Raw genomic sequence first — 24,111 nt, forward strand, 5'->3', positions numbered from 1 at the left:
CCGGTGTTGGGCATGGCGGTGCAGGAAGCGGCCCCCGACGCGGTGGTGGTGGGCAGCCTGCGCCGCAACGAAGGCGGTGCCCCTCGGTTCCTGACGTCCCTGGCCGAGGCATGGGTACGCGGCATCCCCGTCGACTGGACGGCAGTCCTGGCCGGACACGACGCCCGCACCATCTCTCTCCCTACCTACGCCTTCCAACACCGCCGCTACTGGCTGGAGAAGACCGCTCCCGCCGCCGCTCCCGTTGCCCCTCAGGCCGCCGTGGACGCCCGTTTCTGGGAGGCGGTCGAGCGTGAGGACCTGGAGGCTCTGGCCGAGACCCTGCGGCTGCCTGAAAGCGAGCCCCTGGCGGAAGTACTTCCCGCGTTGTCGAACTGGCGCAAGGGACAAATGGTGCGGTCGGCGGTGGACAGCTGGCGGTACAAGGTGGTCTGGAAGGCGGTCGGCCGGGACGCGCGGCCCGCGTCCCTGACCGGTACCTGGCTGCTCGTCGTCCCCCACGAGCACACCACCACCGACCTCACCACCACCCTCTCCAGCGGTCTGGCCGCCCACGGCGCCGAGGTGATCACCATCGACGTGGCCGCAGGCGTCGACCGGGACCGGCTCACCGCTCTGCTCAGCACCGCCCTGAGCGGCGACGGCAGGACGCCACCTGCCGGCGTCCTGTCTCTGCTGGCGCTGGACGAATCGCCGTACGCCCCCGGCAGCGCTCTCGACAACGGGCTCGCCCTCAACACCGCCCTGCTGCAGGCACTCGGGGACGCCGGGGTCGCCGCACCGCTGTGGATCGCCACCCGGGGTGCCGTGTCCACCGGGCGCGCCGACCGGCCGACCGCACCCGTCCAGGCGCAGACGTGGGGGCTCGGCCGGATCGCGGCGCTGGAGTACCCGCAGCGCTTCGGCGGGCTGGTCGATCTGCCGCAGGAACTGGACCAGCGTGCCGTTTCCCGGCTCGTGACCGCCCTGTCGGGAGCATTGGACGAGGACCAGGTCGCCGTACGCGGTTCCGGGCTCTTCGTGCGGCGGCTGGTGCGGGCCGCACTGCCCGAACCTGCGTCCGCCGACTGGAGGCCGAGCGGCACGGTGCTGGTGACCGGCGGCACCGGGGGAGTGGGCGCCCAGGTCGCCCGCCGGCTGGCCCGCAACGGTGTCGAGCATCTGCTGCTGGCCGGGCGCCGTGGTCCGGACGCGCCGGGTGCGGCCGAGCTGGAGGCGGAGCTGACCGGGCTCGGTGCCCGCGTGACCCTTGTGGCGTGCGATGTCGCCGACCGCGACCAGCTCGCCGCGCTGCTGGACGCCGTACCGGAGGACCAGCCGCTCACCGCGGTCGTACACGCGGCCGGTGTACTGGACGACGGCGTGCTGGACACCCTCACCCCGGAGCGCGCCGAGACCGTACTGCGGCCCAAGACGGCTGCCGCCCTGCATCTGCACGAGCTGACCCGGGACATGCAGCTGTCCGCCTTCGTACTGTTCTCCTCGCTCGCGGGCACGCTCGGCGGCCCCGGCCAGGGAAGTTACGCCGCTGCCAACGCCTTCCTCGACGCGCTCGCCCGGCTGCGGCATGCAGACGGGCTGCCCGCGACATCGGTCGCCTGGGGTGCGTGGGGCGGTGGCGGCCTGGCCTCCGGGGAGACGGGCGAGCGGCTGGCCCGTTCCGGCATGCCCGCCATGGACCCCGAGCTGGCCCTGACGGGCCTTCAGCAGGCCGTCACCGGCGACGAACCCGTACTCGCCGTGGCCGACGTACGGTGGGAGACCTACGCGTTCGCCCACTCCGACGATGCCGCCCGCGTGCTCGCCGACCTGCCCGAGGTGCGGGCAGCCATGGCGGCGCGGCAGGCGCCCGGCGAGCACGGCGGCGACGGCAACGCGCTCACGGCGCGGCTCGCGGCCCTGCCGTACGACGAACAGCGCCGTGAACTCCTCAAACTGGTCAGGACACTGGCCGCGGCGGCGCTGGGGTACTCCGGTGCCGAGGAGGTCGACGAGGAGCGGGCCTTCCGTGACCTCGGCTTCGACTCGCTCACCGCGGTGGCACTGCGTAACACCATCGCGGAGACCACCGGGCTGCGGCTGCCGGTGACACTGGTCTTCGACCACCCGACCGCAACTGCGCTCGCGGCCAAGCTGCACGAGGACCTGTTCGGCGCGGCCTCCACGGCCGTTGAGACGGTGTCGGTGACCGCGTCGGGGCCGGCCGCGATCGACGACGACCCGGTGGTGATCGTGTCGATGAGCTGCCGCTACCCGGGCGGGGTGGGCAGCCCGGAGGAACTGTGGCGGCTGCTCGCACAGGGCGGCGACGCCGTGTCGGCCTTCCCGGAGGACCGCGGCTGGGACCTGAAGGGCGCCTACGACCCCGACCCGGACCGGCCCGGCACCTTCTACGCCCATGGCGGCGGATTCCTTTACGACGCACACCACTTCGACCCCGAGTTCTTCGGCATGAGCCCGCGTGAGGCGCTGGCCGTCGACCCTCAGCAGCGGCTGCTGCTGGAGACGTCGTGGGAGGCGTTCGAGCGGGCCGGAATCGACCCGGCCGTGGTGCGTGGCAGCCGGACCGGTGTGTTCGTCGGCTCCAACTACCACGACTACGGCTCCCGGTTGCAGCACGCCCCGAAGGACTTCGAGGGCTACCTGGCCACCGGCAGCGCCGGCAGTGTGGCCTCCGGGCGGATCTCGTACACCTTCGGCCTGGAGGGCCCGGCCGTCACCGTCGACACCGCGTGCTCGTCGTCGCTGGTGGCGCTGCACATGGCCGCTCAGGCGCTGCGCAGCGGTGAATGCACCATGGCGCTGGCGGGCGGCGTCACGGTGATCTCCTCGTTGGACACCTTCATCGAGTTCAGCAGGCAGCGGGCGCTCTCCGCGGACGGGCGCTGCAAGGCGTTCTCCGACGACGCCGACGGCGCCGGCTGGGCCGAAGGCGTCGGCGTGGTGCTCCTCGAGCGGTTGTCCGACGCCCGCCGCAACGGCCACCCGGTGCTCGCGGTGCTCGCCGGTTCCGCGGTCAACCAGGACGGCGCCAGCAACGGTCTGACCGCGCCCAGCGGTCCCGCGCAGCAGCGGGTCATCCGGCAGGCCCTGGCGGCCGCCGGGCTCGCCCCGGCCGACGTGGACGCCGTCGAGGCGCACGGCACCGGCACCCGGCTGGGCGACCCCATCGAGGCGCAGGCCCTGCTCGCGACGTACGGGCAGGACCGGCCCGAGGACAGGCCGCTGCTGCTCGGTGCCCTGAAGTCCAACATCGGGCACACGCAGGCCGCCGCAGGTGTCGCCGGTGTGATCAAGATGGTGCTGGCGATGCGGCACGGAGTGCTGCCGCGCACCCTGCACGCCGACCGGCCGTCGACAGAGATCGACTGGACCGAGGGGGCGGTGTCGCTGCTGACGGAGGCCGTGGAGTGGCCGGAGACCGACCGTCCGCGCCGGGCCGGCGTATCGGCGTTCGGCATCAGCGGCACCAACGCCCACGTGATCCTGGAACAGCCGCCCGCCGACGCCCTGGAGCCGGTCCCGGACGTTTCCTCGGCAGCCGTCGTGGCTCCTCAGCCTTCGTCCGCCGAGACCGCCGCGTCGCCGGAGGGGGCGCCCGTCCCTGCCGCCTCCGGTGACGTGGTCCCCTGGGTGCTCTCGGCCCGAGGCGCCGACGCACTGCGCGCCCAGGCCGCCCGCCTGGTGGCCCATCTGGAGGATCCGGAGCGGCAGGACGACGCCGCGCCCGTCGACATCGCGCACTCGCTCGCGCTCGGGCGGGCCGCGTTCGACCATCGGGCAGCCGTCGTCGGCCATGACCGGGACGAACTGCTCACCGCCGTAAAGGCGTTGGCCGACGACCGCGAAGCACCCGGACTGGTACGCGGGGTGCGGCGCCGCACCGGACGCACCGCGTTCCTCTTCAGCGGTCAGGGCAGTCAGCGGCCCGGCATGGGCCGTGACCTGTACACCGCGTACCCGGTGTTCGCGGACGCCCTCGACGCCGTCTGCGCCGAACTGGACCGCGAACTCGAACGGCCCCTGAAGGAAGTGATGTTCGCGCCGGCCGGCACGCCGGACGCCGAGCTGCTGGACCGCACCGCCTACACGCAGGCCGGGCTGTTCGCCCTGGAAGTGGCCCAGTTCCGGCTGCTGGAACACTGGGGGGTGCGCCCCGACGTCGTCGTCGGCCACTCCATCGGCGAGCTCGCCGCCGCCCATGTGGCCGGGGTCTTCGACCTCGCCGACGCCTGCCGTCTGGTCGCCGCCCGAGGCCGACTGATGCAGCAACTGCCGGACGGCGGCGCCATGCTGTCCGTGCAGACCGGTGAGGCGCAGGTCGCCGAGGCACTGCGCACCTACGAGGACCGGGTGTCCGTCGCCGCCGTCAACGGCCCGGCGTCCGTGGTCGTCTCCGGCGACGAGGAAGCGGTGGAGGAACTGGCCGAGGCATGGCGGGCGGCCGGGCTGCGCACCAAGCGGCTGACGGTGTCGCACGCCTTCCACTCGCCGAGGATGGAACCGATGCAGGCCCGTTTCGCGGCCGTCGCCGACGAGATCACGTACGCGGCCCCGACGGTGCCCGTCGTCTGCGACCTCACCGGCGAAGTCGCCGACTCCGGACAGATGGGCGCCGACTACTGGGTGCACCACGTGCGCGGCTCGGTCCGCTACGCGGACGCCGTCGCCACCCTGGAGCGGCAGGGCGTGACCGCGTACGTCGAACTGGGCCCCGACGGTGTGCTCACCGCCATGACCCGCGACTGCCTCTCCGACCCGGAGTCCGCCGTCGTCACACCGCTCCTGCGCCGCGACCGGCCCGAGGAGACGTCCGTCACCACCGCGCTCGCCACGCTGCACGTGCACGGCGTGAGCCCCGACTGGGCCGGGTACTTCGCCGGCCGTCCGGTGCGCCGGGCCGAGCTGCCGACGTACGCCTTCCAGCACGCCCGCTACTGGCTCGACGCCGACCCCGGAGTGCCGGACCTCGCCGCGGCCGGGCTCGCCGCCGGTGAGCATCCGCTGCTGGCCGCGGGAACGGCACTCGCCGGCGGCGACGGCTATCTGCTCACCGGACGGCTGTCGCTCAGCACCCACCCCTGGCTCGCCGACCACGCGGTGTCCGGCACTGCGATCCTGCCCGGCACCGCCTTCCTGGAGCTGGCCCTGCTGGCCGCCGACCGGGTCGACTGCCACACGGTCGAAGAACTCACCCTGGAGGCACCGCTCGTCCTGCCCGAACAGGGTGCCGTCCACCTCCAGGTCACCGTCGGTGAACCCGGCGAGCAGGGCGTGCGCGGCGTGACCGTGCACTCCCGCCCGGACGACGCCCCGGACGACGAACCCTGGACCCGCCACGCCGTCGGACAGCTCACCCCCGCGACGGCCCCGGACGACGACGCCCCGCTCGGGGTGTGGCCGCCGGAGGGCGCCGAAGAGGTCGCTGTGGAGGGACTGTACGACCGCTTCGCCGAAGGCGGGTTCGCCTACGGTCCCGCGTTCCAGGGCCTGACCGCCGCATGGAAGCTCGGCCAGGACGTGTACGCGGAGGTCGAGCTGCCCGACGGGGCCGCCGCCGACGCCGCCCGCTACGGGCTGCATCCGGCGCTGCTGGACGCCGCGCTGCAGACCGTCGGCCTGACCGCCGCGGCGGGCACCGCGCTGATGCCGTTCAGCTGGACCGGCGTACGACTTCACACACCCGGAGCAGACGCGCTGCGGGTACACCTCGCCCAGGCCGGACCCGACACGGTCAGGCTGCGGGTCACCGATCCCGCCGGCCACCCCGTCGCAACGGTGACCGGACTGACCCTGCGGCCACTGCCCGCCGGGCAGCTCGGGGACGCGCGTGCCGTCGCCCGTCATCTGCACGAGCTGGAGTGGGTGACCCCGGCCGCCGCTCCGGCCCGTCCCGGCTCCGGAGACTGGGCCGTCCTGGCCGGTGACGGCGATCCCCGCATCGGTGCCGCTCTGACGGCCGCCGGGCTCGCCGCCGTCCACCACCCGGACTTGGCCGCTCTCGCCGGTGCCGTCGCCGCGGGCGACATCCCGGTGCCCGGCACGGTGCTGGCTGCCGTGCCCGGGCTCGGTGAGGTCGACGCCGGGCAGCCGGCCGACGCCGACCTGGCCGCCGCGGTGCGCCGCGCGACCGGGCATGTGCTGCGGCTGCTGCAGGGATGGCTCGCCGAGGACACGTTCAACGCCACGCGGCTTGTGCTGGTCACCCGGCACGCCATGACCGTGCACGACGGCGACCGGGCACCCGACCCGGTGGCCGCCGCCGTCTGGGGGCTGGTGCGCACGGCGCAGTCCGAGAACCCGGGGCGCTTCGTGCTCCTCGACTGGGACGGTGCTCAGGAGTCGTACCGGGCGCTGACCGCGGCGGCCGGCCACGACGAGCCTCAAGTCGCCCTGCGCAAGGGCGAGCTGCGGGTGCCCAGGCTGGTCAGGATGCGCCTTGCACAGTCCGCGGACGACGCCACCGCGACGCTGCTCGACCCGGACGGCACCGTCCTGGTCACCGGCGCCACGGGTGCGCTCGGCGCCCTGATCGCCCGGCACCTCGCCACCCGGCACGGTGCCCGGCACCTGCTGCTCGTCGGCCGTCGTGGCCCGGACGCCCCGGGCGCCCGGGAACTCGTCGACGACCTGACCGCAATGGGCGCCAGGGCCGAGCTGGTCGCCTGCGACACCTCCGACCGTGAGGCGCTGGCCGCACTGCTCGCCGCGGTCCCCGCCGAGCGTCCGCTGACCGCCGTGGTGCACACCGCGGGCGTGCTCGACGACGGCGTCATCGGCTCCCTGACCCAGGAACGCCTCGACACCGTGCTCGCCGCCAAGGTCGACACCGCGCTGTATCTGCACGAGCTCACCCGGGACACCGGGCTGCGCGCCTTCGTGCTGTACTCCTCGCTGGCCGGCACCTTCGGTGGCTCGGGACAGGGCAACTACGCTGCCGCCAACGCGTTCCTCGACGCCTTCGCCCGGCAGCGGCGCGCCGACGGGCTGCCCGCCCAGTCGCTGGCGTGGGGCCTGTGGGAGGAGCGGTCGGCGATGACCGGCAAGCTGGACCAGGCCGATCTGCTGCGGATGGCGCGCGGCGGAGTCGTACCGATGCCGTCCGAGCAGGCCCTCGGCCTGTTCGACGCCGCCGTCGCCGCAGACCGGGCGGTGCTGGTCCCCGCACGCTTCGACACCGCCGCGCTGCGGACGCCCGACGGGGAGGTCCCGGCTCTGCTGCGGTCCCTCGTCAAGCCCGTGGCCCGCCGCCGCACCGGCACCGCCGCCACGGCCGACGGCACGACTTCCGCCGAGCGACTGCGGCGCAGGCTCGGGGAGCTGGATGCCGAGGCACGGCTCACGGTGCTGGTGGACGTCGTCCGCGATCAGGCGGCGGCCGTCCTCGGGTACGCCGACTCCGACGCCGTGGACCCAGAACGGGGCTTCCTGGAGATGGGCTTCGACTCGCTGACCGCTGTCGAACTGCGCAACCGTCTCAACGCGGCCACGGGCCTGAGGCTGCCGGCCACCCTGCTGTTCGACTACCCGACGCCCATCGGGCTGGCCCGTCATCTGCGGACCGAGACCGCTCCCGGCGCCGCGGCGGCCGTCCAGCCGATGCTGGCCGAACTGGACCGGCTGGAGAGCGCGTTGGCCGAGATCGCCGGGGACGAGACGGTCCGCTCCGCACTGGCCGACCGGCTGCGGGGGCTGCTGTCCACGCTGGACGTGGCCGCGTCCGCGGCGGGCGGGCCCTCGCCCGCCGACGGGGGCCACGGTGACCATGACGCGGCCACGGCGGTGGCGGTCGAGGAGCACATCGACGCGGCGAGCGACGACGACCTCTTCGACTTCATCGACAAGCAGTTCGGGTCGTCGTGACGGAACGTCGGCGAACCCTCCCCACCCCTCCTCACCTGCGGGAAGAGAGCGAGACCGTGACAGACCGGGTGTTGAACGTCGGTGTCGTCGGCTGTGCTGCCATCGCCCAGCGCACCACCATTCCGGCGCTCGTCGCCGACCCGTCGGTGCGACTGGTCGCGGTGGCCAGCCGCAGCCGCGACAAGGCGGAGGCCGTCGCCCGGAAGTTCGGCTGCCAGGCGGTCACCGGCTATGCCGCGCTGCTCGCACGCGACGACATCGACGCCGTGTACGTGCCTCTGCCGCCCGCCCTGCACGCCGAGTGGGTGGGCCGGGCGCTGGCGGAGGGCAAGCACGTACTCGCCGAGAAACCGCTCGCGGTCGAGCGGGCCGAGGCGACCGAGCTGGTCGCCGCGGCCCATGCAGCCGGCCTTCTGCTGATGGAGAACTTCGCGTTCCTGCACCACGGGCAGCACGACGTCGTACGCGCCCTCATCGGCGAGGGCGCGATCGGTGAAGTTCGGCACATCACCGCGGAGTTCGGATTCCCGCCGCTGCCCCCGGGCGACATCCGCCACGACCCGGCGCTGGGCGGCGGCGCCCTGCTCGACGCCGGGGTGTACACCCTGCGCGCCGCCTCCCTGTATCTGGGACCGCAGGTGACCGTGCACGGTGCGGTGCTGCGTACCGATCCCGGCACGGGGGTCGATGTGGCGGGGGCGGCGCTGGTGGCTGATCCGGCCGGGCGGACCGGGCAGCTGACTTTCGGCTTCGACCGGTCCTACCGCTGCGCGTGCACCATCTGGGGAAGCGAGGGCAGCATCGGCCTCGACCGGGCGTTCACCGCGCCGCCGACGCTGCGGCCCGTGCTGCGCCTGCGGCGCCAGGACCACCTGGAGGAACGGACGCTGCCCGCCGGGCACCAATTCGCCTCGCTGGTCTCCCTGTTCGCCCGCACGGCCCTGGACGGGGGAGACCTCAAGGGGCCGGGGGAGGACATCCTGCGGCAGGCGGAGCTGGTGGACGCGGTGCGCAGCGCGGCCGGCGGGCGGGCGCGCCCCGGGGCGTAGGGCGTCGCCCGGGAGTCGCAGGACTCGGAACCCAGGTGCCCCGCGGGGTCAGGCGTTGGTGCCGTGCCGTCCTTCGCACGTGCCGGCGCCGCCCGGTCAGGCGGGGTGCTGGTGCGGGCCGGCCCTGCCCTCCTTGCCGACGCCTGCCTCGACGAGGGTCAACCCCGCCGCCTCGTGCGTCCGGCCGTCGATGACGTCGCGGAGCTGGGAACGGGCGGTGACTCCCAGTTTGGGGAAACTCCGGTACAGGTGGGAGCCGACGGTGCGCGGGGAGAGCTGCAGCCGCTCGCCGATCTCCCGGTTGGTCAGTCCACGGGCCGCGAGGCGGACGATCTGCTTCTGCTGGGGGGTGAGCGCGGGCAGGCTGTCCGGGGCGCCGGGGCTCTGCCGGATCCCGGTTGCCCGCAGTTCCGCGAGCGCACGGCTGGTCCACGGCTCGGCGCCGAGCCGGCTGAAGGTCTCCAGCGCGGCGGCCAGCCATGGCCGTGCCCGACTGGACCGCAGCTGTCGGCGCAGCCACTCGCCGTAGTCGAGTTGCGTGTGGGCGTGGGCGAACGGCCGCTCCTCGGCGTACGGCTCGTCAAGTGCGGCACGGAAGTGCTGTTCCGCATCATCCGCGTCCGCCAGGAGTGCTCTGGCGCGGAAGAGCAGCGCCCGCTGCCGTGGCGAGGAGTCCTGCAGGCGGTCCGCCAGCCGGTCCATGACGGCACGAGCGGCATCGTGCCGGCCGATGCGGGTGGCGGCAGCCGCGAGGTCGGCGAGGCCGTACCGGGAGACGTGGTAGTGGACTTCGTCGCCGTCGGTCGTGAACATCATGCGGAACTGGTCGAATGCGGTTTCGTGGTCCCCTTCCGCGGCGGCCGCCATGCCCATCGCCCAGCGGGCCCGGACGGCCACGAACCGGTTGTTCTGCGCGGTTGCGAGATCCAGTGCCTTCATGGCCGACGCGCGGGCCGCGGCCGCGTCGCCCTGCAGCGCCAGCACGCAGGCGTCGAGGGCCCGGGGCGACGCCGCCGCATAGGGCGGGTCGCTCTGCGCCGCCGCCCGTGTCGAGGCCGCGGCGACTGCTCTGGCCGTCGACCACTGGCCGTGATCCAGACGGGTCCATCCCTCGACGCAGCGCAGCCCGTCAGGCAGCGGCGCCGGGGTGAGGGAGGGCCTGCTCACCCTTTCGAACAGATTGACGGCGAGGGCGGTCTCGTCGAGCAGCCAGGCGATGGTGGCCGTGGCCGCCAGCAGCCCCGGTCCGGCCCGGTCCAATGCCGCCAGCCGGCGAAGCCCGGCGACCAGGTCGGCTCGGCCCGAGGACGGATCCGTCGCGGCGCGGATCCACAGCGACGCGAGTTCGTGCTCCTGACGCCGACCGGGGCCTTCGGAGATCAGGGAGAAGACGTGCCGGAGCTCGTCCCGTTTCCCGGCGTCTCCGTTGTAGTAGCAGACCAGGGCTGCTGCGGCCACTGCCTCCAGGGCCTTTGCGGGGTGGTGGGGAGCGAGAGTCTTTGCGGCACGCACCAGCAGGGTGTACGCGGTGGTGCGACGCGGGGTGAGGGCGAGGGCCTGGCCCTTGTGCAGCGTGGCGAGGGCGAGCAGCACGGGGTCGTCGGTGAGTGCCTCGACCCGGGCGGTCAGATCGTCCACCCAGGTTGCCTGGCCGGTCAGCGCGGCCATCGCCGCGGCGAGGGTGAATCTGCGTATGCGGTCCCGCTCGTCCGGGCTGAGTTCGGCTGCGCGTTGAAGCGCCAGTGCCGCAGCCGCGAAACCGCTCCGCTTCCTGGTCTGTTCGGCGGCGCGCTCCATCTCCCGCGCCACGGCCTCGTCGGGACTGGTGCTGGCCGCTGCCAGGTGCCAGGCCCGCCGACCAGGGACGTCACGCAGGGCGGCGGCCCAGAGGCGGTGCGCCTCGTGGCGCTGCGCGGGGGGCGCGGCGTGATAGACGGCGGAACGGATCAGGGGGTGGCAGAAGCGGACCTCGCCACCGCGGACACGGATGAGTTCGGCCTGCTCTGCCGGCCGCCAGACCTCCGGCGCGACACCTTCCACGGTGCCCGTGTCGGCCGCGGCCAGCAGCAAGGCGTGTCTCGTGGCTCCGGGCAGCGCATCCAGCCGATTGGTGAAGCCCTGCTCCAGCCGTTCGGTCAGCGGAAGCGGTTCCACCGGCCAGAGTGCGGGAGCGGGTCGCGTCTTGGCGAATTCGATCAGCGCCAGTGGGTTTCCCGCCGCCTCGTCCAGGATGCGCGCACGCAGCGGTCCGCTGGGGCGGCGCGGTTGTGCGTCCAGGAGCCGGCCCGCGGCGGCCGCATCCAGCGGGCCCAGTTCCAGGACCGGATGGCTCCGGGCGAACGCGGGGAGCGGGGCGCCGCTGCGGACCGCGCTCAGCAGCGTGATCTTTTCGCCCTCCAGCCTTCTGCTGACGAAGGCGAGCACCTCGAGGGAGTCCTGGTCCAGCCACTGAGCGTCGTCCACGACGATCAGCACCGGGTGCTGCCGCGCGACATGGGACAGCAGGGTCAGCACCGCTATGCGCAGTATCAACTGGTCGGGCTCGGCCGATCCGGCAGTGATGCCGAAGGCGCCCAGGAGAGCGTCCCGCTGTCGGCCCGGTAGGTCGTCCGCCTGCCCCAGTACCGGCCTCAGCAGCTGGTGGAGCCCCGCGAAGGCCAGTTCGCTCTCGCTCTCGCTGCCTTCCGCCCGCAGGATCCGTATCCCGGTGTCGCGTAGTCTGTCGACCTCGCTGTCGATGAGGGCGCTCTTGCCGATTCCCGGCTCACCGGTGACGACGAGGACCGGCCCGCCATCCCCGGGAGATCTGACGAACCTTCCCACCCGGGCGGCCTCGGAGGTACGGCCCACGAGTGTGCCGCCCGACAACGTCGCGATGGTCAACAACGCCTCCTTGGCTCTGGCTCCGTGCGCGGCGTGTGACATCGAAGGACCCTAACCCCGCCCTGCCGCCCGCTTTCGCCTCTCCTCCCGGGGCTCTAAGGAATCCCCTGGAAAACCCGGTGCCCGGCCGCCCGTTCCGGCACCGAATCATTTCGAGGCCCGAGCCGGCCCCTGACGCCGAACTCCCGTCGTCCGCCCGCCGGCAGGCGGGAGTTCGACGACAGGGCCTGGAGGACAGCACACACCGCGGACGGTGACTGCGCCGACTGCACCCGGCGGAGTGCAGTCACCTGACGGATTCGCTCCGTGGCTGCCCAGTACACGATGCGGTGTGAGCCGACCGCCGCGGCCGGAGATCCGGCACGCACGGCGGAGGGCTCCACGGCCGCGAGCAGGAACGCCGGAATCCTCGTCGGTTTCCTGGCAGCGGCGGCCTCGGTCCCGGCGACGGGATCACCTGGAGGAGCCGGCGCGTCCGTCCGAGCCCCGATCGCCTCGCAGGCCGCGGTGTTCGCCCTCACGCTGCTGGACGGGGCGGCCGCAAGGGCCGGGGGAGGAGATCCCGCGGCAGCCGGGGCCGGCGGACGCGGTGACGAGCGCGGCTGTGAGCGGGCGACCCGAGGCATGGGGCACCCAGGGCCGCCGTACCTCGCGAACGCGCGGTCCACCTCGGTGAATCGTTGATCCGGGCCGTTTCTCCGGTCCCGGGAGGGTGTCGGGTTGTGAAGGAGTCGGAGGCCATGGAACGAGCGGCAGTCGTCGCGGGACTCGGGGGCTGGGTGCCCCCCACGGTCGTCACCAATGACCAACTCGCGGAGGTCCTCGACACCACGGACGAGTGGATTCGCAGCCGTACCGGTATCCGGGAGCGACGCTGGGTCTCCCCGGGGCAGTCCACCGGTGACCTGGCCGTCGAGGCCGCCCGGCGGGCACTGTCGTCCGCGGGGGAGGAAGCCGTGGACGCGGTGGTCCTCGCCACCAGCTCCCCGGACCGGCTCTGCCCGGCGACCGCGCCCGAGGTGGCCGCCCGCCTGGGACTCGGTGCGGCCCCCGCGTTCGATGTGGCGGCGGTGTGCACGGGCTTCGTGTACGCCCTCGCGACGGGGGCCGGCATGATCGCGCTCGGCGCCGCCGACAGCGTGCTGGTCGTGGGTGCGGACGCTTTCTCCACCATTCTCGCCCCGGACGACCGCTCGACCCGGGTGATCTTCGGTGACGGCGGCGGTGCGGTGGTGCTGCGCGCCGGGTCGCCGTCCGAGCCGGGTGCGCTCACGGGGCTGAACCTCGGCAGCGACGGGACCCTCAGCGATCTGATCGAGGTCCCGGCGGGCGGGTCCCGGCAGCGGTCCACGGGGCTTCCGGCCAAGACCGAGGACACCTACTTCACCATGCAGGGGCAGGCCGTCTACGCCCAGGCGGTGCGGCGGATGGCGGAGTCGGTGCGGGAGACCGCCGCGCGCACCGGATGGAGCCTGGATGAGATCGACTCCTTCGTGCTGCACCAGGCCAACGCCCGGATCCTGACGGCGGTCGCCCGGCGGCTCTCGCTGCCCCCGGAGCGGTTCCTCTCCAACATCGGCACGCGAGGCAACACGGTTGCCGCATCGATCCCCCTCGCCCTGGCCGACACGGTCGCCTCCGGTGAACTGCGCCCCGGGCACAAGGTGGTGCTGGCCGGCTTCGGCGGCGGCCTCACCTGGGGATCGGTGGCCCTGGTCTGGCCCCACCTCGCAGTGCACCCGACCGAACTGTCCGAGTTCGCGGCGACCTCCGCCGGACCTGCGGGCGGCACCGTCTGATCAACGCCCCCGATACCCCCACTTCATCAGGAGGCCTCCGTGGACGCGGAGTCGATCATCGCGCAGTTGCTGACACCCGAGGGACGCTCCGATCCCTACCCGCTGTATGCGCGCGCCCATGAACTGGGGCCCGTCATGCCCGCCGGTGACGGCATGGTGCTGGTCTGCGGCTACGAAGCCTGCAAGCAGGCCCTGCGCCATCCGGGCCTGGGCGCCGACATCAACATGGTGACCTGGGGCGCCGCCCTGGACGAGCATCCCGCGCTGGCCATGCTGAGCCGGTCCCTCCTGGTTGCCAACCCGCCCCACCACGGGCGCATGAGGTCATCGATGTCCCGGGGGTTCACCGCACGCCGTGTGACCGCCCTGGAACCCGAGATCGTCCGCATCACCGATGCCCTGCTCGACAGCCTCGCCGCGAGCGGCTCCTCCCCGGTCGAGTTCATGGACGCCTTCGCCTTCTCCCTGCCGGCCCAGGTCATCTGCGAACTGATCGGAGTCCCGGCCGAGGACCGTCACCGTTTCCGGGGCTACGCAAGCGATCTGATGGCCACTCTGGAACTGCTGGCCGACCCCTCGGGCCTCGAAGCCGCCGACCGGGCGGCGGCGGAGGTCGGTCACTACTTCACCGCGCTCGTCGAGGCGCGCCGGAGCGATCCGCGTGACGACCTGGTGAGCGCCCTGGTGGGCGCCCAGGAGCAGGAGGCGCAGCTGGACGACGAGGAACTCGTCGCGAACCTCACCCTTCTGCTGCTGGCGGGCTTCGAGACCACCACCAATCTCCTCGGCAACGGCCTGCACCTGCTCTTCGAGCATCCCGACGTGATGGACGGACTGCGGGCCGGGACCATCCCGGTGCAGGGCTTCGCCGACGAGGTGCTGCGCTACGACTCACCGGTGCAGCTGACCAACCGGATCGCGCTGGCGGACGGAGTCTCGATCGAGGGCCTGCCGGTTCCGGCAGGGAACCACGTGGTGCTGCTGCTGGGTGCCGCCAACCGCGATCCGTCCCACTACGACGATCCCGGACGCTTCGATCCTCACCGTCAGGACATCCAGCCGCTCAGCTTCGGCGGGGGTGCGCACTACTGCCTCGGTGCCATGCTGGCCCGTCTGGAGGCCTCCATCGCCTTCGGTCGACTGCTGTCCCGGTTCCCCGCCCTCGGCCCCGCTCCCGGAGACGGTCCGACCCGCCGTGACCGGCTCACGCTGCGTGGCCATGAGACCCTGCCGGTCGCCCTGGGCTGACGATGAACGGCCGGTGAGGTTTAGAGAAACACCTATCGTGGCCAAATTCCGAGGTTTTGACCGGCCCCGCCGTGAAACCTTTCGATGAGGTTGGCCCAAAGCCCTTCGGAGGGGAATCAGTTGTCGTTCAACGCGGGATCAATTCACCGGTCCCTTGGCGTCCTCACTCCTTCCAGTGAGGATTCCCTGATCGCCGAACGGGCCGGCGGCAAAGGGAGAAACCTTCATACCCTCACCGCCGCCGGTTTCCAGGTGCCGAGCTGGTCGGTGATCGGCCTGGACGTCTTCGCGGAATTCTCCCGCACCGGCGGACTGGACGAGCGTCTGGGAGAGCTGCTCGCCGATGGCTGGGGCGCCAGGGCCGGGCAGGTCGCCGCGGAGATCTCCGCGCTGATCGAGGGGGCGTCCCTCGACGAGCGCATCGCCGAGGCCATCGCCCTGGCCTACCGGGAGGCCGGGGGCGGTCTGGTGGCCGTCCGCTCGTCCGGCGCGCAGGAGGACGGGAGCGAGCACTCCTTCGCAGGCCAGTTCGACAGCTACCTCAACGTCTCCGGACTCGACCAGGTCACCGCCCATGTCCGCCGCTGCTGGGCCTCCGGATTCTCGGAACGGTCCATGAGCTATCGCGCGCAGCGCGGACTGCCGCCCGACGGCGGTGGCGTCGCCGTCATCGTCCAGCGCATGGTGCCCGCCGAGCGCAGCGGTGTGCTGTTCACCGCCGATCCGACGGCCGGCCGCACGGACCGTCATGTGGTCAGCGCGGTACACGGGTTGGGGGAGGGGCTGGTCTCCGGCGCGGTCGACGCCGACACCGTCGTGCTGGACGCCACCACCGGCGAGCCGCTGAGCACCGTGATCGGCGACAAGCAGGAGCGCTACGACGCCGGCACCGGACCCGGCTGCGAGGTGTCGCCGGTCGCCGACGAGGACCGCAAGGCGCTGTCCCTGACCGCCGACGACCTGGCCCGGCTGCACGCGGTCGGGATACGCGCCACCGAACACTACGGCAGCCCGCAGGACATCGAGTGGGCCATCGCCGACGGCACCCTGTGGGTACTGCAGAGCCGCCCGATCACCACCCTCGGCCCCGCCGCCGGCGCCGCGCCGGAACCCGAGGGGGAGCTGCGAATTTGGGACAACTCCAACATCATCGAGAGCTTCAGCGGCGTCGTCTCCCCGCTCACCTACAGCTTTGCCGCCGACACCTACGCCAAGGTGTACGAGAGCTACGCCCGTGCGCTGGGTGTCCGGGGCGACAGGCTGCGCGAGGTCCAGGAGTGGACCCCGCACATGCTCGGCTACGTCCACGGGCGGGTCTACTACAACCTGTACCACTGGTACCGGATGGTGCGTCTGGCGCCGCTGTACCCGCTCAACCGCCGTGTGCTGGAGAAATCCCTGGGTGTCGCCGAGAGCATTTCGGACGAGACCGCCGACGCGCTTCATCCCTTCACACCCCGTCCCGGGCTGCGCGGCCGAGTTTCCCGGCTGGCTCGTACGATGACCTTCGCCAGAAGGTTTCTGGCCATCCGGAAATCCGTGGAGACCTTCCACCGGGATTTCTACCGGGCGTATGAGGTTTTCAACAATATCGATTACGACGCGCTGCCGGGTGACGAGACCTATCGCCGTTTCCGCCGGCTGCAGAGGGAACTCATCGAGAAGTGGGGCCCGATGCAGGCCCTCGACGCCACGATCCTGCTCTCCGTCGGACTGCTGGCCCTGCTCACCCGCAGGTGGCTGCCCGACGCCCCCGAGTGGTTCACCTGGGCCGCGGCCTCCCCCGGCAGTGACGTGGAGTCCGCCGAACCGGTCTGGGCGCTGGCCGAGTTGGCCGCGAAGGCGCGCGCCGACGACGAGGTTCGCAACCTGCTGGAACGCACGCCCGACGCCGACGCGTACGGGGCACTGCGCGACGCCGGCCACACGGAGTTCCTGGCCGCTGTCGACGCGTACGTCGCCGACTACGGTTACCGCAGCCCCGACGAACTCAAGCTCGAAGTGCCGGACCTGCACGAGAACCCCGCCGGGCTGTTCACCCTGCTGCGCGACGCGAATCCCGAGACCTCGAGCGGCGCTGCGGGTGACCGCGGCGGCGAGGCCGACGCCTACCTCGACGAGCATCTGCGCGGCCCGCGCCGCTGGGTGTACGAACGCGTGCGGCGCAAGGCCCGGGCCGCGCTGGCTGATCGCGAACGGCTCAGGTTCTGCCGCACCCGTGCCTTCGGCGCCGCCAAGCGCATGCTGCGCGCCATGGGCCGCGACCTCGCCCGCACCGGGGCCATCGGCGCCTGGGATGACGTGTTCATGCTGCGCCTGGAGGAGATCAGGGGCGCCTACGAGGGCATGATCGCCCATTCCGAGCTGAAGGAACTGGCCGCATTGCGCCGCCGACAGCTCGCCGCCGACGCCGAGCTGCGCGCCCCCTCCCGCTTCACCACCCGCGGCGCCCCGTACTGGTCGGGCAATCTGGAGCGGGCCGGGTGGACCAGCGGGCCCGTCGCCCGCAGCGGTGTCCGTGAACTGCGTGGCACCCCCTGCTGCCCCGGCGTCGTCGAAGGGCCCGCGGTGGTCACCGACACCCCGCGTGACATCGGCGGCGGCATCCTGCTCACCTACCGCACCGACCCCGGCTGGGTGGCCGCGTTGCCCTCCGCGGCGGCGCTGGTCATCGAACGGGGCAGCCCGCTCACCCATGTCGCCGTCGTGGCACGGGAGCTGGGCATCCCGACCGTGGTCCAGGTCAAGGACGCGACCACCGAGATCAGTACCGGCACCCTGCTGCGCGTCGACGGCGCCGCCGGCACGGTCACCGTACTCGCCGACCCGCCCGACGACGGCACACCCACCGGGCACCCGGACAATCCCAGGACGGAGACACATCCGTGATCCTCACCGAGGACCAGCTGCAAGGCCTGCTCGACAAGTCGCTCGCCGAACTGCCCCGGGGCGCCGGGTGGGCCGTGGTGCTCGAGGGGTCCATCGCGGAGGGGTTCGGCAACCCCTCCTCCGACATCGACTTCCTGCTCATCGGCCGGGCCGAGGACGACCTGCCGACCATGCCGTCGCTGCTGTTCGTCGACGGACGCAGGGTGGAGATCCGTACCCGGTCGGTGCGTCAGATCGCCGAGCAGTTCCGCGCCTTGGAGGAGGGGGCCAATCGGCCCGGCCGGCTCTCCGAGGATCTGCTCAACCGCTGTCAGCGGCTGCTGCACAGTCACCCGCTGCGCGGCCACGACCTCGTCGACGAGGTCAAGGCGATGCTGCCGGTGGAGCGGTTCGCCCGTATCGCCGCCGACTGGTGGGCACACCAGGCCCGGCAGTCCCTGCGGCATGCCGTGGCGCTGCTGTGCCTCGGCGAGGCGGACGAGGCGGTCGACTGGTCCCGTGCCGGACTCGTCCAGACGATCAAGTCGTGGGCGGCCGGCCAGGGCGAGACCTATCTCGAACCCAAGTGGCTGTCCATGCAACTGGACCGGGCCGACCGGCCCGATGTGCGCGACCGGTACTGGGAGCTGGAAGCCGCCGCCCCGGCACCCGGCGACACCGACGCCGCCCGTGCCCATCTGACCGCCGGTCTCGCCTTCGCCGAAGACCTCGGCCTCACCGGCGTCACCTGGCGCCCCGAGCGGCTCACCGTCGGGCGCGTCACCGGGGTCACCACCTGGCAGGCCGGAGAGCGGGTCCATGTCATCCGCGGGCGGCGCGAGGTGTTCGCCCTCGGCGACCACGCCGGAGCGGTCTGGCGCTCCCTCGTCCCGGGCCGGCCCCTGCCCCAGGTGCTCGCCACGGCCCGGGCCACCGGCGTCGCCGACCCCGGCCCGCTGCTGGCCGCGTTCCTGCGCTACGGGCTGATCCGGCTGGCGTGGAAGGGCGGCGGCACCGTCACCCCGTCGCTGCCGCTCGCCGCGCCGCCCGGACCCGTCACCCCGCCGCCCTCCACCGCACAGCCGCTGCTGTCGGTGCGCGGCGCGGCTGTCAGCGGCCCCGACGGCATCGACCTGGTGCCGCTGCCCGCCGACCGGTTCGCCGCCGCCACCATGGCTTTGGTGTGGTCCAACGTCGTCGTCGAGAACGCCATCGAGGACCTGACCGGAGCCCTGCAGCGCGGTCAGTGGCGGGTCGCCGAACTCACCGCACGCCGCGCCGTGCACGCAGCACTGCGCGGACTGTTCAGCGCGTACGGCGTCAACCCGCTGCCCGCCGACTCGGACCTCGTACGCCGTATCGATCTGCTGCCGCCCGCCACCCGGCCGATCCGGGAGCGTGCCGAGGAACTGCTGCGGCGTACCGTCGACTCGGCGGAGCGCGGCGACGGACTCCTCGCGGATCTGCGCGCCTATGTCGATCTGGTGCGAGGCACCGCCGGCGCCGATGCCTTCCCCTCCTCCTTCGACTCCGCGGACACCTGGCGGGCCACCCTGGAGCTCGGCTACGACTGGCTGCGCATCGGCGCCTACCTCGACGCGGAACTGCCTCTCGAAGAGGCCCGTGACCTGCTCGCCAGCAATGGCGCCCAGCCCCACCAAGCCGCGTGAGTGCCCGCCGCATCACACCTCTGGAGGACCGACCGATGGCCGACACGATGACGGTGCTGGTGACCGGCGCCAGCGGTTTCGTGGGTGCGGAGGTGACCGCCCGGCTCACCGCCGCGGGCCACACCGTGCTCGCGTTGCTGCACCGCAACGGCGACCTCGTCCGCAACAACGGCAGGAAACTCACCCCGGGGCCCGGCACCCTGACCCGGATCACCGGCGACGTCACCCGCCCTGGCCTCGGACTGACCGACGACGACCGCAGGCTCGTCGCGAGCGCCGACCGGATCGTGCACTGCGCCGCCGTCACCGACTTCGGACTGCCCGAGGACCGGTACGAGAGCATCAACGTCGCCGGCACCCGGCACGTCCTGGACCTCGCCCTGGCCCACCGCACCCCGCTGGTGCATGTCAGCACGGCCTATGTGTGCGGGGAACGCGACGGCATCGCCCTTGAGGACGAACTCGACGTCGGTCAACGTCCTGGTAACGGCTACGAGAAGAGCAAACTGACGGCGGAGACCATGGTCCGCAAGGCCGCCGCGGAGGGCCTGCCGGTGACCGTGGTGCGCCCCAGTATCGTCTCCGGCGCTGCCCGCACCGGCTGCGCCCGTGACTTCAAGACCATCTACCCCGTGCTCAAGGTCATCACCAGGGGTCTGGTGCGCACCATCCCTGGTCACTACGACGCCGCCCTCGACCTGGTACCGGTCGACCACGTCGCCGACCTGGTGACCGAGGCCGCCACCCGTTTCGAGGACGCAGAGGGCCTCACCCTGCACGCCGTCGGCCAGGTGCTGACCCTGAGGGACTTCTCCGACGTCCTCGCCGAGTACCCGTCCTTCCAGGTGGCGAGGTTCGTCCCGCCGTCCGCGTTCTCCGCGTCGGCCCTGTCCGACCGCGAACGCCCCTACTACGACCGTGTCATCTCCCTCTACGACACCTACTTCAGGCGGCGCATCCACTTCGACGACACCCACGCAACCGCCTTCAGCGGCCGTCCCGCATACACGGGCGGGCGGCCCTACCTGCGCCGCCTCCTCGACCACTGCCTCAAGGTCGGCTACCTCGGCGCGCCCCCGCCCAGGGAGCCGGCCGCCGCACCGACCGACGGGAGCACCCAGCGATGAGCCACCCCGACCACTCCGAGCCCGCGCACGGCATTCCGGTCTCGCCGCTGCTCACCTGCCACCCCGAGAAACAGCGGCTGTACGGCGCGGACACCTACTACCAGGAGAGCTACGAACAACTCGCCGCCCTCACCGACGACGTCACCGGCTTCGCCCACCGTCATGCCGCGCTGCTGCTGAAGCCGGACGCGGTGGTGGCCCGCAGGCTGGACGCGGCCGTGGAGTGGCTGACCGGGCAGGGCTTCCGGATCGTCGGCGCGGCGACCACCCGGCTGACCCGGACGATGATCCGTTCCCTGTGGTACTTCCAGTGGAACCTCGCCACCCCCTACCGCAGGCGGCTCGCCGCGCTCTTCCTGGAGGACGCCGACGCCCTCGTCCTGCTCGTCCGTCCCGAGCACGACACCGACATCCCGGCCTCGGTGCACCTCACCAGCCTGAAGGGGCCCACCGACCCCGAGGCCCGGACGCCCGGTCAGCTGCGCCACCTCCTGGGCCGCTACAGCTACCTGCTCAACCTGGTGCACACGCCCGACGAACCCGCCGACGTGCTGCGGGAGCTGGCCGTCCACTTCGACGAGGCCGAGCGTGACCGCCTCTTCCGCTCCGCGCTCGCGGACGAGGACCGTACCGCGCACGCCCTGGAACTCGCCGACCAGCTGTACGCCGCCACCAAGCCCCGTGAACTCGACTTCGAGCCCGCAGTCGAACGGCTGCGTGATGTCATCTCCCGCCATCCCGGCCTCGACCCGGCCGCCACCCCGCGCGAACTCCTGGAATCGGCCTGGTACCACGGGATAGACCTCGACCCGTGGGACACCGTCATCGTCGGTTCCAAGGTTCTCCCCATGCGGGAGCCCGGCCGTCTCCCCGTGCTGGACGGGGCCGGCGTCGACGCATGGCGCAACCACCTGGACGCCGTACGCGGCGCCTCGACCTGAGGAGCGACCCATGCAGTTCGCCCGGACACTTCCGAAGGAGCTGGTGCACCGGGCCGCGATCGCCGAGGTCTTCTTGACCGATGCGGAGCGCCACAGCGACGACGAGGTGCTGCTCGCCGCGCAGCTTCCCCGCCTGCACGCCTTCTACGACGACACCCTCGGACCCCGCACGCACCACGACCCCATGCTGTTGTTCGAGGCGTGCAGACAGGGCATCTTCGTGGTGGCCCACTCGTACCTCGGCGTCCCCCTGGGGCACAAGTTCCTGCTGCGGACCGTCGAGTTCGAGGTGCCCGACCCGGCTGCCCTGACGTCCGGTGACACGCCCACCGAGGCCGTCATCGCCGCCCGTATCGAGCGGCGGATCCGGAGCCGGTCCGGGGTGACGGGGCTGCGGTTGCGCTTCACCGCGACCATCGGGGCACGCGAGGCCATGCTGGCCGGCATCGACTACTCATGGATGCCACCGGAGGACTGGACACGCCTGCGCGCCGGGCAGCGCGAGGCACTCGGCCTGCCCGAACTCCCCGTCGCGCTGCCCGGACCACGCATCGATCCCGCCCTGGTCGGCCGGAGCGACCCGGCCAATGTGGTCATCTCGCCGCTGTGCACCCCGGGCGACGGCATAAGCACGGCACGCCTGGTCGCCGACACCACGCACCCGACCCTGTACGACCACTGGGTCGACCACGTCCCCGGGATGCTGGAGCTGGAAGCCTTCCGGCAACTGGCCGTGAACGCCGCCGTCGCCGCGGGCACGGTGCGCACGGCCACCGCGCTGCCGGTCGGACTGACCGCGAGGTTCAGGTGCTTCGCCGAGATGGACCTGCCCCTGGAGTGCCGGACCGCTCCGGTACTGCCCGGCACCGACATCGAGTGCACCCTGCACCAGCCCGGCGCCCTGGTCGCCGAGGCCGGCATCCGGCTCGCCGACCGGGACACGGCCGACCTGGCGGGCGTCTCCGCGAGTCCGGGGACACACGCGGGCGCCTGAGCTCCGCGACACGACCGACACCGCACGACACATACCCGAACAAGGGGACACCCCTCAGTGACCACCGTCGCCGCGCCCCAAGTGCCCGCCCGGCTGGGCCGCTTCGTGCTGCGCATGTTCCGGCCCCACATCTACGCCACCTATGGACTGCTGTGGGTCCTCGCCCTGGAGGGCTCGGCGGTGGCGCTGACCGGCACGCCCTGGCGGCCGACCGGCGCCACCTGGGTCCGGGTCGTCAGCGTCGTTCTGGCGCTGCTGTTCCTGCGGATGCTGGACGAGCAGAAGGACTTCGAGTACGACCGCGTGCACCACCCGGACCGGCCGCTGGTCACCGGTGCGATCACCGTTGCCGAACTGCGCGGCGCGATGGCCGCCCTCACCGCGGTGCTGGCGGGCCTGAACGCCGCCCTGTCGGCGACCGCCGTCCTGCTGATCCTGGCGGCCCTCGGTTACGGACTCTTCCTTGCCGCCCTGGAACGCCTGTCGACGGCGGTACGCGACCGGCAGCTGCTCAACCTCGCGGTCACCTACCCGGTGCAGGTGCTGCTCGGCGTCTATGTGTACGGCTCGCTGGCCGCGGCCGGGACCATCACCGCCGACTGGCGCGGAGTGGTGCTGCTGGCGCTGTGCGCCTGTGTGTTCCTGCACTTCGAGTTCGCCCGCAAGACGGCCTGGAAGGCGGAGCCGGGCGCCCGCCTGTACTCGGCCGACCTCGGCCCCCGGCGCAGCGCGGCGGTCACCGCGGGACTTGCGGCCGGCGCGGTCGGCTGCCAGGTCGTCCTGTTCGCGCCGGACGGCCCGCTCGGTCTGCTGCCCTGTCTGATGGCGGCCCTGCCCGCCTGGGGCACCCGACGGTTCCTGGCCGCGCGCCACGGCGGCTGGCCGCTCATGACCGCGATGGGCTTCATCGTCGGGACCTACCTCGCCCTGATCGTTCGGGCGGTGCTGGTGCCGTGAGCGCTGAACTTCCCCTGTCCTGTGAGGAGTTGCTGACCACCACGCGTTCCGTGCGCCGGGGCCTGGACCTGGAGCGGACGGTGGACGCGGAGCTGGTCAAGGACTGCCTGCGCATCGCTCTGCAGGCACCCAACGGCAACAACCGGCAGAACTGGCGCTGGATCCTGCTCACCGACCCGCGGGTCCGCGCGGGCGTCGCCGAGGTGTACCGGGCCGCGTTCTACGACCGCAACGCCGCCGCCCTCGAGCGGCTGGACGAGCTGCCCGAGGGAACCCGCTCGGTGCTCGCCGGCGCCCGGGGGCTGGCCGACCGGCTGCACCAGGTGCCCGTCCTGGTCATCCCCTGCCTCGAACTGGCCGACGGACGGCTGCCGGAGGGCAACCAGGCCGGTCTGTGGGCGTCGCTGCTGCCCGCCGCCTGGAGCTATGCGCTGGCCGCACGGAGCCGTGGTCTGGTCACCGCCTGGACGGCGGTCCACCTGGACCGCGAGCAGGAGATGGCCGACCTGCTCGGCCTGCCGCCCACGGTCCGCCAGGGGGCGCTGCTGCCGACGGCGTACCCGCTGCGCACCACCTTCCGGCCGGGGCCACGGCTGCCACTGGAGGACGTCCTGCACCACGACGGCTGGCAGGGCGGCGACCTGACCTGACCGAGAACGGCCGGGGGGCGGGGGGGGGGGGATATGGCGGAGGGGGCCGGGGGGAGGCGGGA

General features: G+C 72.6%; 12 protein-coding genes and 1 pseudogene. 12 read left to right on the forward strand and 1 reads right to left on the reverse strand.

From position 1 onward, the window contains the following. Positions 1 to 6: 6 nt before the first annotated feature. Together ABT186_RS28060 and ABT186_RS28065 are read left to right on the forward strand one after the other, a co-directional pair. A pseudogene (locus tag ABT186_RS28060) lies at positions 7 to 7,863 on the forward strand (SDR family NAD(P)-dependent oxidoreductase); the annotation flags it as partial. A 56-nt stretch (positions 7,864 to 7,919) separates the two neighbouring features. Beyond that, positions 7,920 to 8,912, forward strand: a complete 993-nt coding sequence (locus ABT186_RS28065; RefSeq protein WP_351234680.1) for a Gfo/Idh/MocA family protein — start codon at positions 7,920 to 7,922, stop codon at positions 8,910 to 8,912. Positions 8,913 to 9,008: 96 nt separating this feature from the next. Here ABT186_RS28065 and ABT186_RS28070 read toward each other — a convergent pair whose 3' ends face one another. After that, a complete protein-coding gene (locus tag ABT186_RS28070; protein WP_351927401.1) occupies positions 9,009 to 11,795 on the reverse strand; it encodes an ATP-binding protein in 2,787 nt (928 codons plus the stop codon). 306 nt (positions 11,796 to 12,101) lie between these two features. Here ABT186_RS28070 and ABT186_RS28075 point away from each other — a divergent pair, with 306 nt between their 5' ends. The 10 genes from ABT186_RS28075 to ABT186_RS28120 all read left to right on the forward strand — a co-directional run bounded on the left by ABT186_RS28075 (position 12,102) and on the right by ABT186_RS28120 (position 24,049). Continuing rightward, positions 12,102 to 12,479 carry a hypothetical protein gene (locus ABT186_RS28075; RefSeq protein WP_351234676.1) on the forward strand — a complete coding sequence of 126 codons (378 nt, stop codon included), beginning with the start codon at positions 12,102 to 12,104 and terminating at the stop codon, positions 12,477 to 12,479. A gap of 56 nt (positions 12,480 to 12,535) precedes the next feature. Next, positions 12,536 to 13,594: a beta-ketoacyl-ACP synthase III gene (locus ABT186_RS28080; RefSeq protein WP_351927403.1), complete on the forward strand. Its 1,059-nt coding sequence runs from the start codon at positions 12,536 to 12,538 to the stop codon at positions 13,592 to 13,594. A 39-nt stretch (positions 13,595 to 13,633) separates the two neighbouring features. After that, positions 13,634 to 14,842 (forward strand): cytochrome P450, encoded by a 1,209-nt coding sequence (locus ABT186_RS28085; RefSeq protein WP_351234672.1) that lies wholly within the window; start codon positions 13,634 to 13,636, stop codon positions 14,840 to 14,842. 84 nt (positions 14,843 to 14,926) lie between these two features. Further along, positions 14,927 to 17,731, forward strand: coding sequence for a phosphoenolpyruvate synthase (locus ABT186_RS28090; protein ID WP_351927405.1), 2,805 nt, complete (start codon positions 14,927 to 14,929; stop codon positions 17,729 to 17,731). Continuing rightward, complete coding sequence (locus ABT186_RS28095) at positions 17,728 to 19,380, forward strand: hypothetical protein (protein ID WP_351237221.1); 1,653 nt, start codon at positions 17,728 to 17,730, stop codon at positions 19,378 to 19,380. The genes ABT186_RS28090 and ABT186_RS28095 overlap by 4 nt, the downstream gene beginning before the upstream one ends. Positions 19,381 to 19,415: 35 nt before the next feature. Then, positions 19,416 to 20,507: an SDR family oxidoreductase gene (locus tag ABT186_RS28100; RefSeq protein WP_351927407.1), complete on the forward strand. Its 1,092-nt coding sequence runs from the start codon at positions 19,416 to 19,418 to the stop codon at positions 20,505 to 20,507. Continuing rightward, entirely contained in the window at positions 20,504 to 21,448 is a 945-nt protein-coding gene (locus tag ABT186_RS28105; RefSeq protein WP_351237225.1) for a nucleoside-diphosphate kinase, read from the forward strand. The genes ABT186_RS28100 and ABT186_RS28105 overlap by 4 nt, the downstream gene beginning before the upstream one ends. 10 nt (positions 21,449 to 21,458) lie before the next feature. Then, positions 21,459 to 22,442 carry a ScbA/BarX family gamma-butyrolactone biosynthesis protein gene (locus tag ABT186_RS28110; protein ID WP_351237227.1) on the forward strand — a complete coding sequence of 328 codons (984 nt, stop codon included), beginning with the start codon at positions 21,459 to 21,461 and terminating at the stop codon, positions 22,440 to 22,442. A 57-nt stretch (positions 22,443 to 22,499) separates the two neighbouring features. Next, positions 22,500 to 23,399: a UbiA prenyltransferase family protein gene (locus tag ABT186_RS28115; protein WP_351927409.1), complete on the forward strand. Its 900-nt coding sequence runs from the start codon at positions 22,500 to 22,502 to the stop codon at positions 23,397 to 23,399. Further along, positions 23,396 to 24,049, forward strand: a complete 654-nt coding sequence (locus ABT186_RS28120; protein WP_351237231.1) for a nitroreductase family protein — start codon at positions 23,396 to 23,398, stop codon at positions 24,047 to 24,049. The genes ABT186_RS28115 and ABT186_RS28120 overlap by 4 nt, the downstream gene beginning before the upstream one ends. The last annotated feature ends 62 nt before the right edge of the window (positions 24,050 to 24,111 follow it).

It is taken from the genome of Streptomyces sp. NPDC001634 (genome assembly GCF_040298185.1).
In the GTDB taxonomy this organism is placed as follows: domain Bacteria; phylum Actinomycetota; class Actinomycetes; order Streptomycetales; family Streptomycetaceae; genus Streptomyces.